The organism is Paenibacillus sp. IHBB 10380, assembly GCF_000949425.1.
In the GTDB taxonomy this organism is placed as follows: Bacteria; Bacillota; Bacilli; order Paenibacillales; family Paenibacillaceae; genus Paenibacillus_AQ.
Map to the genome: position 1 here is coordinate 1,320,136 of NZ_CP010976.1, position 14,561 is coordinate 1,334,696.

Here is a 14,561-nt window from a genome sequence, read left to right on the forward strand (position 1 = left end):
GCGAACAGAACAGTGATAACTAGAGCGGGTAAAATCATTCTGTCTGTGGAGAATGTAAAGAAAAGAATAGGCAGAAAGTGGATTATTAAGGATATTACCTTTGATGTAAGACAAGGAGAAATATTTGGATTCTTAGGGCCTAATGGAGCGGGCAAGACGACAACGATTCGCATGCTGGTAGATTTAATTAAACCGACTAGTGGCATGATTAAAGTATGTGGTTATGATGTGAATCGAGATCAGGAAAAGGCGTTGCAATATGTAGGCTCGATTGTTGAAAATCCAGAAGTATATACCTATTTAACGGGATGGGAGAATTTAGAACATTTTGCTCGGATGCAGCATGGTGTGGATGCTAATCGAATTCAAGAGGTTGTTGATATTGTAAGACTAGATCAACGCATTCATGATAAAGTTCGCACTTATTCACTTGGTATGAGACAACGCCTAGGTATTGCTCAAGCCCTTCTTGGACGACCTAGGCTACTTATTCTAGATGAGCCAACGAATGGACTTGATCCAAAAGGGATCAAAGAATTGCGTTTATTCATTAGGCAGTTGGCTGAAGAAGGATTAGCTGTTCTCGTATCCAGTCATTTACTGAGTGAAATTCAGTTGTTATGTGATCGCGTGGCTATTATAAGTCAAGGACGTGTACTAGCTGTAGGTGATGTGGAGGAATTGGTATCCCAAAATGCTGAGTATGTGATCTGGGATTTAGAGCCTACGGACCTCGGAATAGATATTCTATCTCACTATGACGGAGTTCAAGTCGTTGAAGGGGTTGAGTACTTGTTGGACGACTCCATTATTGCTGGCATGGCACCCGGGGCGATTGTTACTCAGAATGGGGAAGAGGTTATTCCTGAAATCATCACGCAGCTAGTATCTTCCGGTGTTCAGGTGAAAGGTGTGAATAAGATTAATCCAACACTAGAACAACTATTCTTAAAAATGACAGAAGGTGAAAACATTGAGTAGTGTGCTACCTTTAATCCAGAACGAATGTATCAAAATTATTAAGAAAAAGCGTTTCTATGTGATTTTACTTATTTTGCTTATCCTCGTTCCCATGTTTACATATGCACAAATGCGTTCTTCTGAGCATAGCCGTAAAAATTTCAATGGTGACTGGAGATTAGAAGTACAGCAGCAAATTACAGACAACGAGAACTCCTTAGGTAGCAATCGTATACCAGAAGAATGGAAGAAATACAGACTTATTTTCGTACAGCAGCTCCAATACTATTTAGACAATGATGTGAATCCCAAAGAGCCCAACGGGGTAACCTTCACAAGAGAATTCATGAATAATTCGATTTCTTTATTTATTCCTTTATTAATTATGGCGGTTGCATCGGATATTGTCTCAGGTGAGCGAACATCTGGAACGATTAAGATGCTGTTGACAAGACCGGTTAAAAGATGGAAAGTACTCTTGAGTAAACTAATAGCGCTCATTATGTTCGTATCGTTAATTGTGGTGTCCACATTCTTGATTAGTTATCTAGTATCGGGATTATTTTTTGGATATAAAGGATTCAATCTCCCCGTGTTTACAGGCTTCCAGATTCAGGGCTCTGACGTAGATATGTCCGCTGTACATGCGGTGCCCCAGTGGCTGTATATTGTGATGCAATGTGGATTGATCTGGTTCGTCAGTGTGACTGTAGCTATGCTTGCTTTCATGGTATCCGTATTGGTTAAGAGTACAGCAGCAAGTATTGTCGTCATGATGGCAGCGCTCATAGCGGGTACTATTCTCACAAATATGGCATCAGCATGGACCAGCGCTAAGTACTTTTTTATGGTAAACTTACAGCTTACGAATTATTTGTCTGGTAGTCCTGCTCCAATTGAGGGGATGAATCTTAATTTTTCGTTGATGGTATTAGGCATTTGGGCAGTTGCTTCCATCATTGTTTCTTTCACCGTCTTTACGAAAAGGGATATCTTGAATTAAAATGGACAAGGATAACAAAACATCTGTTTGTATCTGGATGTTTTTTATTCTACATAAAGTGTTACAAAGGAGGAGCATGAATGGTCGAGGAGATCGATTTGTCTGCAGGGTCATCTAAGAGTGGTGATACAAGCCAAACTGGGTATGAGGCAGACGACATTCAAGTGCTCGAAGGTCTGGTTGCAGTACGCAAACGGCCAGGAATGTATATTGGCAGTACGAGTGCATCGGGACTTCATCATCTGTTGTGGGAAATTGTGGATAATGCCGTTGACGAACATCTTGCCAAATACTGCACGAGAATTGATATAACGCTACACAAGGATGGATCGGTGACTGTTCAAGATAATGGTCGCGGAATTCCAACAGGAATGCATAAAACAGGTATACCTACACCACAGGTTGTATTTACGATCCTGCATGCAGGAGGTAAATTTGGTGGTTCAGGTTATAAGAAATCAGGCGGTCTTCATGGTGTCGGAGCCTCCGTTACGAATGCATTATCTGAATGGTTGGAGGTTGAAATTTATCGTGAAGGTAAAATTCATCGCCAACGTTTTGAATATTGGGTGGACAAAAAAGGAATAGAACATGTTGGAGAACCTGTCGGTGGACTTGAGCAATTAGGGAATACCAACAAGACAGGATCAAAGATTACATTCAAGCCTGATATTCGCGTGTTTCACGCTGGAATTCAGTTCAATTACGAGACACTTGCAGATCGGTTGCAGGAACTCGCATTTTTGAACTCAGGTCTTCGAATTACACTTAAAGATAATCGGTCTGACAAGCAAGATGAATTTCTTTATGAGGGCGGCGCAAGTCAATTCGTAGAATTCCTTAATGAAGGAAAAGATGTACTACATGATGTTATTCATTTTAATGCGGAAAAAGATGATGTAGAGGTTGAAGTAGCCCTCCAGTATAATGCTGGGTATACGGAGACGTTAGCATCCTTTGTTAACTCTATTCCAACTCGGGGTGGAGGAACACATGAAACGGGCTTCAAGACGGCTTATACACGTGTGATGAATGATTATGCGCGCAAAACAAACCTGCTCAAAGAGAAGGATAAGAATCTCGAAGGTAGCGATTTGCGTGAAGGCATGATGACAGTCATCAGTGTTAAAATGTCCGATGTAGAATTTGTTGGTCAGACGAAAGATCAGCTAGGAAGCGCGTCTGCACGTAGTACGGTTGATGCTATCGTTTCGGAGAATATGCAGATTTTCTTAGAAGAGAATCCACAGGTGGCACAGACTCTAATTAAGAAATCGGTTCAAGCATCTAAAGCGCGAGAAGCTGCGCGTAAAGCACGTGATGATATGCGAACCGGGAAGAAGCGGAGTGAAAGTTCCAATCTGAATGGTAAACTTACACCAGCACAGTCTAAAGACGTCACTCGCACAGAGCTTTTCATTGTGGAAGGAGATTCTGCAGGGGGATCGGCTAAACAGGGGCGTGACTCAAAGATTCAAGCTATTTTACCTCTAAAAGGTAAACCTCTCAATCCTGAAAAGGCTAAACTTGCAGAAGTTCTGAAGAATGAAGAATATCGCGCTATCGTATCTGCTATTGGAGCAGGCATTGGAACGGATTTCGAAGTGGAAGATAGCAATTATTCTAAAGTTATTATTATGACGGATGCGGATACAGACGGGGCTCATATTCAAGTGCTATTACTGACATTCTTTTATCGCTATATGAAGCCGCTTATCGACGCTGGACGGGTGTTCATTGCTCAGCCTCCACTGTACAAGATAACACGTAAATCGGGTAAGCTTGAGACGATGCGTTATGCTTGGAGTGATGAAGAGCTACAGAATTATTTGAAAGAATTCGGAAGTAAATTTGAATTACAACGTTATAAAGGACTCGGTGAGATGAATCCTGAGCAATTATGGGAGACGACGATGAATCCCGAATCGAGAACGCTGCTTAAAGTGCAGATCGTAGATGCAGCCAAAGCTGAACGACGCGTCTCGACATTGATGGGTGACAAAGTTGATCCGCGCAAACGGTGGATTGTAGATAACGTGGACTTTACAGATGTTGAGGAATAGAAGGTGAATTTGTGAGCTTATCAGAAGAATATCTACCGGCATATTTAGAAGAGGTCGTGGGAGATCGCTTTGGTCGGTACTCTAAATATATTATTCAAGATCGCGCAATTCCAGACGTTAGAGATGGGCTGAAGCCTGTTCAGCGGCGCATCCTGTATTCGATGTATGACTCTGGCAACATGCCAGATAAGCCTTATCGCAAGTCAGCTAAGGCAGTGGGTGATGTGATGGGGAATTATCATCCTCATGGAGATTCATCCATTTATGACGGTATGGTGCGCATGGCACAACCATGGAAGATGGGACATGTTCTTATTGATGGTCACGGAAACTGGGGCTCTATCGATGATGATCCAGCTGCAGCAATGCGTTACACGGAGGCTCGCTTGTCCCCGATCGCTTTAGAATTGTTAAGAGATATTGAGAAAGGGACAGTGCTGTACAAGGATAATTTCGATAATACAACACAAGAGCCTGTCGTTCTCCCTTCTCGTTATCCGAATCTGCTCGTAAACGGTGCAAGCGGTATTTCTGCCGGTTTTGCAACGGAAATTCCACCACATAACTTGCGTGAAGTTATTGATGCTTGTATAGCGGTTATGCAAAAGCCAGAGATTGAGCTTGAAGAGCTCATGACTTTTATTAAAGGTCCTGACTTCCCCATTGGTGGACTCATTATGGGTGGAGATGGCATTATGGATGCCTATCGCACAGGTAAAGGTCGGATCTATTTAAGATCAAAGACAGATATCGAATTTATGCGTGGTGGTAAACAGCAAATCGTGATTACAGAAATTCCTTTTCAAATTGTTAAATCACGACTTGTTACAGCTATGGAGAATATCCGCTTAGAGAAAAAAGTAGAGGGTATCGCTGAAGTTCGTGATGAGAGTGGACGAGAAGGATTGCGTATTGTAATTGAGCTCAAGAAGGATGCCGATGCACAGGGAATTTTAGCGTATTTGCTCAAGAAAACAGACTTACAAATTACGTACAATTTTAATATGGTCGCCATTGTTAACAAAGCGCCTCAACAGCTTGGACTTAAACCGATATTAAATGCTTATATTGCCCATCAACGTGAGGTAGTGACGCGTAGAACTCAGTATGATCTAGATAAGGCGGAAGATCGCTTACATGTCTTAGAAGGGCTTGTGAAGGCTCTTAACATACTGGATGAAGTCATAGCAGCGATCAAGGCTTCTAAGAACCGTCAGGATGCTCAGAACAACTTACAATGGATGTTTGGCTTTACAGAGCGTCAAGCAGATTCCATTCTTACTTTGCAGCTATATCGTATTACGAACTTGGAAATTACAACATTGCAAAAAGAAATGGATGAGATTCATAAGAAAGTTACGAATCTGCGTGCTATTCTTGAGAGTGACAAGAAGCTTATTGCCCTCATTCGCAAAGAGTTGATGGAGATCAGAGAGAAATACGGTGTAGATCGTAGATCCGCTATTCAAGGTGAAGTGGAAGAGATCAAAGTTAATCTTGAAGTGATGGTGAACAGCGAAGATGTTCTCGTGACTTTATCCAAAGACGGTTATATTAAGCGTACTAGCATGCAGTCATTTACACGTTCGGGTGGTGAGAGGGAAACGTCTGGCGTTAAGGATGGCGATTACATCAAGAGAGTATTTGAGATTAATACCCTTGAGAAACTACTCGTCTTTACGCAAAAGGGACAATATTTCTTATTGCCTGTTCACCAAATTCCTGAATTCAAATGGAAAGAGGCTGGAACAGCTATTGTTAACGTCATTCATTTATCTAAAGAAGATGTCATTATTGGTGTAATCCCTATATCCAATTTTGAAGAATCAGATAAGAGCCTGGTGTTTGTGACAAGAAAAGGTCAAGTTAAGCGTACCGAACTGAAAGAGTATATGACAAGTAGGTCTAATGCTGTTGCAGCGTGCAAAGTGTCAGAAGGGGATGAAGTTCTGTCTGTCACACTCAGCGATGGTAGTAAAGACATCCTTCTGATCAGTAAAGAGGGTATGAGTATTCGCTTCCCTGAACAAGAAGTGAACCCAATGGGCCGTGTGTCCGGAGGTGTACGAGGTATTCAATTACGTGATGGAGATGAAATTGTGTCCTCATTATGGGTCAAAGACGATGAGGGTGAGATTCTAACGCTAAGTGATATTGGTTACGGCAAACGTTCACTTCTAGTCGATTATATTCCTCAAAGTCGTGGTGGCAAAGGCGTAGTGACGTTCGAGTTCAAAGAAGGTAAAAGAGTTCGTCCTAATGGTAGCCGATTGGTCGGTGCGTTCTATTGTAAGGATGCCCTGCAGATTGTTGCAGTTAGTGTAGTAGGGAATATGTACACTTTCTCTTCCGAACAATCACCGATCTCTGATCGCAAATCAGTAGGTAAACAGTTGATTCAACTGGATAAGAATGATGCGGTTTCAGATTTATTTATAATGTGATCTTAAGTGCAGTTCATTGATATAACAAGGGCATCCGGCTGGTTAACAGTAAGGATGCCTTGTTTGTGAATTGGGATTATTATACTTTAATATAAGTATTTTTATGATCTAGGAAGGAAATGGAACAAAAATCGCGAAAATTTAATGTTATGAACTACTACCGTTAATAATCAAATAAGATGGAGAAAGGTAGGAATACAGTTGCAAACTTCTGATTTCGCGAAATTATGGTCCAAACTAAGCAAAGATTATAAATTGCATATGGAGAGCGAGTTAGCACCTGTACTAACGGAATCTCAACTTATTGTACTCGAAGTTATTGTGGAACATGGGACAATGAAGCCATCAGATCTGATCCCCTATTTAACAACTAGCCCAGCAGCAGTAACGATGCTTATAGATCGGATGGAGAAGAATGGATTGCTGGAGCGAGAGCGGGACAGACACGATCGTCGGATAGTCTGGATAAATATCTCAGACAAAGGCAAGCAGGAAGCAGAACGAGGTAGTCAAATTCGTGACGCTTTTCTTTCAACGGTGTTAAATCGAATTTCATCTCATAATCAACAGTTGCTGATCTATCTTCTTGGCAAAATAACAGCCACCCCTTAAATACGATAAACTTGAATAGCTACAGCGAATGAGTCTATAAACTTAGGGGAAATATAGAAACATAGTGAGGACAGAAAAGGAAGTCATACATATGAACAAAATGGAAATGCTTCGTCATCCCAAACAACGTAAATTACTGTTCGGAGTGGGCCTTAGCTGGCTATTCGACGCGATGGATGTAGGTATCATTTCATTTATCGTTGCGGCTCTTCGAGAGGAATGGACCCTAACGGCTGGTCAGGTTGGATTTCTTACAAGCATAAGCTCCTTGGGTATGGTTCTTGGCGCTGCATTGGCGGGAGTCATGGCGGATCGTTATGGACGTAAAGCTATTTTATTGTGGACGTTATTAATATTCTCAATTGCGAGTGGGTTATCTGCTTTAGCTACAGGCTTTGGTGTGCTGTGTTTACTTCGCTTTATATCAGGCATTGGACTCGGAGGCGAGCTACCCGTAGCTTCGACACTTGTATCTGAATCCATGCCTGCCAAAGATCGTGGACGAGCTGTAGTGCTTCTTGAGAGTTTTTGGGCAGTAGGTTGGATCTGTGCTGCACTTATTGCCTATTTTATTATTCCCAAATATGGTTGGCAAGCGGCTTTCGTCATTGGGGCTCTTCCTGCGATATACGCTCTTTATCTAAGACGTGCGATTGAAGATCCTCCACGTTTTATCAAACAAAAGGGTATACACAAAGCTACTTTTCGGGAAAAAGTAGTACAGGTATGGTCGCATGAGTATCGCAGGTCCACGATCATGCTGTGGATCTTATGGTTCACCGTCGTATTCTCTTATTATGGGATGTTCTTATGGTTACCAACGGTTATGACCATGAAAGGATTTAGTTTGATCAAGAGTTTTGAATATGTGTTGATTATGACGTTAGCTCAATTACCGGGATATTTCACAGCGGCATATTTCATTGAGAAATTTGGACGGAAATTCGTCCTCGTGACGTATTTGGTGATGACGGCTCTAAGTGCAGCATGGTTTGGATACTCAACATCTGTAGGTATGTTGATTACGTCGGGCATTTTCTTATCCTTTTTTAACTTAGGAGCTTGGGGTGGACTGTATGCCTATAGTCCTGAGTTATATCCTACAAAGGTTCGAACGACAGGAGTAGGACTTGCTACGGCAATGGGGCGTGTGGGTGGCGTTATTGCACCACTGCTAGTAGGATTATTAGTTTCTAGAGGGACGGGGATCAATGTTATCTTTATGATGTTCTTCGTGATCATTCTTATCGGAGCTTCTGCTGTGTTCTTCCTAGGTAAAGAGACAAAGGGAATGGAACTGGTGGATGATTAGTCGCTAGAGAAGCGGGAAATCAATTGATACTAAAAACATAGAGAGCAAATGAAAACCTGTTCATAAATGAACAGGTTGGTTTTGTGTCGTATGTCCGTTCAAGGAGAAGGGAGTTATAATACCTTATCGTTTAGAGTGAATCTTCTTCAGAGTCTTCTTCCTCATCTTCATCATCGAGAGCTTCCTCATCCGCTTCATCTTCCTCGTATTCTTCTTCAGCTGCTGCTGTTTCTTCCGTAGCTTCTGCAATCGGATCGTTTAACTCAGATGCTTCTACTTCATCTTCTAGAACGATTTCATTTTCTAATTCGCTCATATTAATCCCTCCGTTTATACACTTAGTTCACCTAAGCGCAGTTCAAATATATCATTCCACTATTGAAAAAAGTTGTCATTTCAAGCAGGGAATTTATAATAATTTTCCGCTAAATTTTGATGATTTATTACTAATATCTATTGATTATTAGCTCATAGTAGTCAGTTTTTGTAGGCTTATAGAATGAACCTTTTTCTGTGGTTATTTGTTTATGATATATATCTAACTTGAAGGGGGGGAGACGTTTGACAGATCAGGAATTGTTTCAAATGTACAACAAAGATGTGTATAAAACCTGTTATTACATGCTACACAATGCCTCTGATGCAGAAGATGTGTGCCACGATGTATTTATCACCGTATTTAGGCAGGATTGGCGGCGAATCGAATATATCAAAACGTGGTTAATGAGAGTAACCGCTAATCAGTGCCTGAATCATTTGAAGAGAAATCGTAGTTTGAAAATGAAGGAGCAAATGAATCAACAGCTCTCGCATGGATCTTTTGGTAAATCTATTGATTCGGTCATAGAAGAACGTGAAACAGCCGAGGAATGGAGCGGGTTTATGAGCCAACTGCCGCATAAGATTCGGGTAGTGATATCCTTAAGATTTGTGAATGATTCGAGCTTATCTGAGATATCGGAAATTTTGCAAATACCCTTAGGTACAGTTAAATCAAGGCTGCACAAGGGCATTAAATTGATGAGAAAAATATTGGATGAGCATGGTTATGAAGAGCCTAGGGAGGAGAAAATGGATGGAAAACGTAGAGAAAATACTCTCGTATCACTTAAACGAGGATAAAGAACTAAGATACCCTGATTTCGATGCCATGTGGGGTAATATACAGAATGATAGATATCATTCGGAAGGTGACGCAGTAAGGGCAACACAACTACGGACTAGGTTTAAATTTCGGAAAGCCGTCATTACCACATCTGTAGCCGTTCTTATTCTAGCAACTCCCGTATATGCTGCATTACATGTAGAATGGAGCGAAATTCTATCAGGTAGAAGTGGCGTTCAGTCAGCATTGAAGCAAGGTTTAGGTCAGGTTCTTGAGAAGTCAGTAACGCATGATGGGGTTATATTGACGCTGCATACGGCCATTGTGGATGATAACCGGACGGTCATTTTGTATAGTTTAGATTTAGGAGATGATCCCAGTAAGCTATGGCAATTCTCTAATATGACTTTACAAGATGAGAAGGGAGTAGTAATCGAAGGGCGTTATAGTAGTCAAAAATGGGATGAACAGAATAAACGATTTACAGGTTATTTTGAAACGGAATGGACGCCTGATGGAGAAGAAGCTAGAGTACAGTTTACAGCCAGCAATTTACAATTTCTTTCAAATGTAGAACGAGACATTTTGTTTAATCCACTTGATGACAGCGTTCAAACGTTTGATATCAAGCAGGATGGAATAGAAAAGGTTAGCGTTCAATCATTCGTCCAAGACAAGAACACAGCGATGATTTCTTCATCCGTTACGTACAATCAATCTGAAGTGAAGGCTTGGGCATATCCATGGATTGAGGTAAAGAAAGGTGATAAAACAATCTATGACCTAGGGGACGGAGTGTACGGTACTCCAGGAGAACAGGGTGAGTATGTAAGTCAGCAGTTTTATCGTCTGAGTGATTTGAAGAAGGAAGCTATAACTTACCAATTGGATTACACTCGCGAGGAAAAACGATTAAATAAACAATGGAATTTCGATCTTGTGCTGAATAAAACTCAAATGTTAACAGGAACTTTCAAACGAAATATCGATATACCCCTTAATTATGGCGTGAAGGGTGCAGTTCTTAAGGAAATGGTGGTCACACCAACCCAAGTCAATATTAAGGTAAGCCACAAGGATAAATACTTACGTCTTCCATATGCGAAATATGCTCTTGATGTAAATGGTACGCTACTTGATGGAGGTGTATGGTTCGATAGTAGTGATGAGGGTACGCAACCGAATGAAACGTCATTCCGCTTTGAATTACCTTCTGAGGTACGAATTACGGAGGATACCCCTGTAACATGGGTACAGAGGTATGAGGTTATTACACATTCTGGTGGGACAGATCCAATCCAGTTGCAGGATATTAAAGAAGAGAAAAAATCCACAGTGACTAAAGTGGACGGATACGCTGTGAAATGGACGTATTATACAAAGGACGGTAATCTTTATGTGGAAAGTGAAAGTTCAGATCGGAACTTCGGAGGAGTTAATCAGACTTATAGATTAGTAGAGGGAAAGAGGAATTATGGTAAGCCATTGACTGCTAATTTCTCGGGAGATGGTAAGAACAAATCCATTGATATATATAAGGACTTTGAGGGAATCGATGCTGAGGTATATATTTGGAAGTATGATATTGAAGATCCAAATAAGGTAGAGAAGATAGAAATTTTGCCGAGATTGAAATAAATATAATGAATAGTTAAACCATATTATGGGCATTTATTCTTAACTTATGAGCTGAAGAAGGCTTAACAAGTTAAGAATGAATAGTCCATGTTTTTTTGAAATATGGTTCAGGTAAAGGTTGTTGTTGATATTTCTATAATAAAGGGACTCTAATGAGAGTCTCTTATTATTTATAATTTGCTATATAACTATTTAGTGAAATATTATTGTTAGCACTCCTTTTTCGGACAAGCAACAGTTATATTAACTCTGGTATATACTTACAATAAAGTAAGTCATATCTGGCATGGGTCTGCGGTACTAACTGAACCATATTTCTATGAGAAACGGTTACCGTCCTTTTAAAGACCGCGAAGTCATTTCTATTTGTAGATGAAACATTTAACCAATAGGAACGTTATATAAGAAAGGGTTAAAAAGGGGGATTTTTCCTTATGTTTAAAAATAGAAGTAATTATACCAATCAAGAACCATTGTATATTAATCCAACAGCTTCTAAATTACCATGGATTTATAGCAGACGTGCACTGATCATTTCAGTTGTTCTTTTTATACTTATCATAACACTTAGCTTTCGATTTCCAGGTTCTTCATCCATTATTGAACGTATTTTTGCAGCAATAGGTCTGCCAGTGACTTCTCAAAGTTACGGTAGTGGCCTTCATTATGCGAACCTAGTCGTTCTTGCTCTATTCATCGTTTTGTTGTTTACGGCTAATTATGCACTTCAACGTGGGCGGACATGGATTGTCATTATTTTATTAATTACATTAGGCACTGTACCCAACTGGCTTACAACGAATTATCAGCGTTACTTGGCATCGGGCATATATGCTGTAGAAGTGGATCAGAATGAATCTAGATGTTTTTATACGATTGACCAAGGGGAATTTACAGGTCATTGTCAATTAACGCTTATTAACAATAATAACTCGACCGTTGAAGTCCAGCCTCTGCTCGAGATTCCGAGGCATCGTACAACATCGAAGAACACTCTACCTGATATTAAGTTGAAGCCAGTAACGCTGCAGGCAGGAGAAACAAAGGTATATAGGACAGAATCTGGGCATGCTTTGATCGAGAATTACATTGATCAGGGCCCCGAGGAAGGTTGGCTTGAGGTTAAGCTAAGCAATGGCAAGTATGATCGGAGATTGAAAACAAAAGTGTATTAAATAGCAAGAAAGAGGGGCCATATTTTTATAGGGAAAATTAAATGTATTAACGAAACAGTTCCCCTATCCGTAGAAGGTTATGCTAATATAAATCCATGGTTCAAGATGTTACATGGGAACAGGGGATCATAGGATATTTTACATGATGAATAGAAGGGTGATACCGTGCAAACGTTAAATGACGTCATTTTTGACATGGATGTATATGATGAGTTGGGTTGGGAGCTAGAGAATGTTAAAATAATGAAACTTAACGGATTAGAGGTCTCACGTAAATTTCTGAATTTTGTTCTGCAAAAGGGTGATCGTGTGGAGATCGAAACGGTGAATGGGAAAGTCTATATGGAGGAAGTTAACTAAGGTATGAAAGAGTATACTTAATCTAATAGAAGAGCGATTTTTGAAAAAAAACGGTAGGCCAAGGTTTGATTATCCTTTGCCTACCGTTTTAATGTTATGATCCAAGGCTGATTTCTTAAACGTAATTTGGATTATTACCGTTTAAATTGCTCCTGCGGCCACAAGTCCCAAGGATATTGGTTGGGTGGAGATGAGATGAGCTTAACCTCTTCTTTGGTGACAGGATGAGAGAACCCTACGAATACAGACCATAGAGCAATTTGCTGGCCTATTTTGTTTACGGCGCTACCGTATTTCTGATCGCCATATAGTGGGCAGCCAATATGACTGAACTGAACTCTAATTTGATGTGATCTGCCTGTCAGCAGTTCAACTTCAATGAGACTTAAGCGGTCTGTCGTCCCTAATACTTTATAATCTAGAATCGCATCTTTACCACCAGCGGTCCCCTTAGGGACAACAGTTACGGTGTTGGTGCTTCCATCTTTTAGCAAAGTATCGGTTAACCTTCCCTGATTGGATGGTAATTTCCCATGTACTACAGCGACATACACTTTGCGAAAATGATGACTACGAACTGCCTCTGATAAGCGGGAAGCGGCTTTGGAAGTTTTGGCAAAGATCATAGCACCACCAACAGGGCGATCGAGTCTATGCACTAATCCCATGTATACATTACCCGGCTTGTTGTATCTGTCTTTAATATCCTGTTTGAGAATACTGAGCATATCTGGATCACCAGAAGAATCTTCTTGAGTCGGTACGTTGACAGGCTTGACCACGCCAAGTAGGTGATTATCTTCATACAGAATAGAAATTCCTGATTCAGCTGTTTCTCCATTATTCATAATCTTTAAGCCTCCCAGCGGCCCAATATACCGCAAGGTAAAGTGAGTTTAGAAGTGGTGATGGGTAACCCAATCTCACCGGATGAGATTTTACCACCGTACTTACGTGATACTGTCATGGATAGCATATTATTCAGCACAGTAGGGGAAATACCCGTTGTATATGAATTAATAAGCATAAAGAGCGGTTTATCAGACATAATTTCCATACAGCTCTCCAAGAAAGGATACAAGCTTGTCTCCAGCTTCCACATTTCTCCACCAGGTCCACGACCATAGGAAGGAGGGTCCATAATTATAGCATCGTATTTATTACCACGGCGTTGCTCACGTTGTACGAACTTAAATACATCGTCAGTTATAAAACGTACAGGCTTATTTGTAAGACCAGAAAGCTGCAAATTGTCTTTCGCCCACTGTACCATACCTTTTGCCGCATCGACATGCACGACTTCTGCGCCTGCATAAGCAGCAGCTACAGTGGCACCGCCTGTGTATGCGAATAGGTTCAATACTTTAATGGGACGTCCAGCATCGGCAATTTTATCCATCATCCAACGCCAGTTGATAGCTTGTTCTGGAAACAGTCCTGTGTGTTTAAAGTTGGTAGGACGTATATGGAATTTTAACTTATCATAAGAGATACTCCAACGTTCTGGAATGGGCTTCTTCATATCCCATTGACCGCCACCGGCAGCGCTACGGGTATAATGTCCATGAATCTTACGCCAAGTATCTGTCTCGTTCTCCAGCGGCCAAATAATTTGTGGATCAGGTCTGCGAAGGATAACGTCGCCCCATCTTTCCAGCTTATCTCCATCTCCTGTATCAATTAACTCATAATCTTGCCAATCTTGTGCTACATACATATCAACAATCCATCCTTCTTATACAGTCTAATTTCGTTTAGCTTATATTGTACATCATTTGCCAGGGTTAATGCATCCTATACAGGCACAGAAGGCTCAAACAATTAAATTTCTCTAATGAATTTAGATATTAATGCGTTATAAATGACTGAAGGAAAATTCAATTATGTTA

13 protein-coding genes are annotated in these 14,561 nt (G+C 40.7%); 10 read left to right on the plus strand and 3 right to left on the minus strand.

The annotated features are described in order from the left end of the window. Nucleotides 1-12 precede the first annotated feature (12 nt). The 6 genes from UB51_RS05975 to UB51_RS06000 all read left to right on the plus strand — a co-directional run bounded on the left by UB51_RS05975 (nucleotide 13) and on the right by UB51_RS06000 (nucleotide 8,394). Entirely contained in the window at nucleotides 13-981 is a 969-nt protein-coding gene (locus UB51_RS05975) for an ABC transporter ATP-binding protein (RefSeq protein WP_044876522.1), read from the plus strand. Further along, nucleotides 974-1,963, plus strand: a complete 990-nt coding sequence (locus tag UB51_RS05980; RefSeq protein WP_044876523.1) for an ABC transporter permease — start codon at nucleotides 974-976, stop codon at nucleotides 1,961-1,963. The genes UB51_RS05975 and UB51_RS05980 overlap by 8 nt, the downstream gene beginning before the upstream one ends. 80 nt (nucleotides 1,964-2,043) lie before the next feature. Next, nucleotides 2,044-4,026, plus strand: coding sequence for a DNA topoisomerase IV subunit B (gene parE, locus UB51_RS05985; RefSeq protein WP_044876524.1), 1,983 nt, complete (start codon nucleotides 2,044-2,046; stop codon nucleotides 4,024-4,026). Nucleotides 4,027-4,037: 11 nt separating this feature from the next. Further along, the gene (gene gyrA / locus UB51_RS05990; RefSeq protein WP_044876525.1) at nucleotides 4,038-6,470 is read left to right on the plus strand and encodes a DNA gyrase subunit A; all 2,433 of its coding nucleotides are present in this window, start codon (nucleotides 4,038-4,040) and stop codon (nucleotides 6,468-6,470) included. A gap of 201 nt (nucleotides 6,471-6,671) precedes the next feature. Beyond that, on the plus strand, nucleotides 6,672-7,082 hold the full coding sequence (locus tag UB51_RS05995; protein WP_044876526.1) for a MarR family winged helix-turn-helix transcriptional regulator: 411 nt from the start codon (nucleotides 6,672-6,674) through the stop codon (nucleotides 7,080-7,082). A 91-nt stretch (nucleotides 7,083-7,173) separates the two neighbouring features. Further along, nucleotides 7,174-8,394: an MFS transporter gene (locus UB51_RS06000; protein ID WP_044876527.1), complete on the plus strand. Its 1,221-nt coding sequence runs from the start codon at nucleotides 7,174-7,176 to the stop codon at nucleotides 8,392-8,394. Nucleotides 8,395-8,524: 130 nt separating this feature from the next. On the opposite strand, the gene UB51_RS06005 is transcribed toward UB51_RS06000, so the two are convergent. Beyond that, nucleotides 8,525-8,710 carry a hypothetical protein gene (locus UB51_RS06005; RefSeq protein WP_044876528.1) on the minus strand — a complete coding sequence of 62 codons (186 nt, stop codon included), beginning with the start codon at nucleotides 8,708-8,710 and terminating at the stop codon, nucleotides 8,525-8,527. A gap of 245 nt (nucleotides 8,711-8,955) precedes the next feature. On the opposite strand from UB51_RS06005, the gene UB51_RS06010 reads away from it, so the two are divergent. The 4 genes from UB51_RS06010 to UB51_RS06025 all read left to right on the plus strand — a co-directional run bounded on the left by UB51_RS06010 (nucleotide 8,956) and on the right by UB51_RS06025 (nucleotide 12,672). Next, a complete protein-coding gene (locus tag UB51_RS06010; RefSeq protein WP_234405553.1) occupies nucleotides 8,956-9,516 on the plus strand; it encodes an RNA polymerase sigma factor in 561 nt (186 codons plus the stop codon). Further along, entirely contained in the window at nucleotides 9,470-11,137 is a 1,668-nt protein-coding gene (locus UB51_RS06015; RefSeq protein ID WP_044876529.1) for a DUF4179 domain-containing protein, read from the plus strand. The genes UB51_RS06010 and UB51_RS06015 overlap by 47 nt, the downstream gene beginning before the upstream one ends. A gap of 434 nt (nucleotides 11,138-11,571) precedes the next feature. Next, nucleotides 11,572-12,312, plus strand: a complete 741-nt coding sequence (locus tag UB51_RS06020; RefSeq protein ID WP_044876530.1) for a hypothetical protein — start codon at nucleotides 11,572-11,574, stop codon at nucleotides 12,310-12,312. A 165-nt stretch (nucleotides 12,313-12,477) separates the two neighbouring features. Beyond that, on the plus strand, nucleotides 12,478-12,672 hold the full coding sequence (locus UB51_RS06025) for a hypothetical protein (RefSeq protein WP_044876531.1): 195 nt from the start codon (nucleotides 12,478-12,480) through the stop codon (nucleotides 12,670-12,672). A gap of 134 nt (nucleotides 12,673-12,806) precedes the next feature. Here UB51_RS06025 and UB51_RS06030 read toward each other — a convergent pair whose 3' ends face one another. Further along, on the minus strand, nucleotides 12,807-13,520 hold the full coding sequence (locus UB51_RS06030; protein WP_044876532.1) for an RluA family pseudouridine synthase: 714 nt from the start codon (nucleotides 13,518-13,520) through the stop codon (nucleotides 12,807-12,809). 5 nt (nucleotides 13,521-13,525) lie between these two features. Beyond that, a complete protein-coding gene (locus UB51_RS06035) occupies nucleotides 13,526-14,389 on the minus strand; it encodes a class I SAM-dependent methyltransferase (RefSeq protein WP_044876533.1) in 864 nt (287 codons plus the stop codon). Between the last annotated feature and the right edge of the window lie 172 nt (nucleotides 14,390-14,561).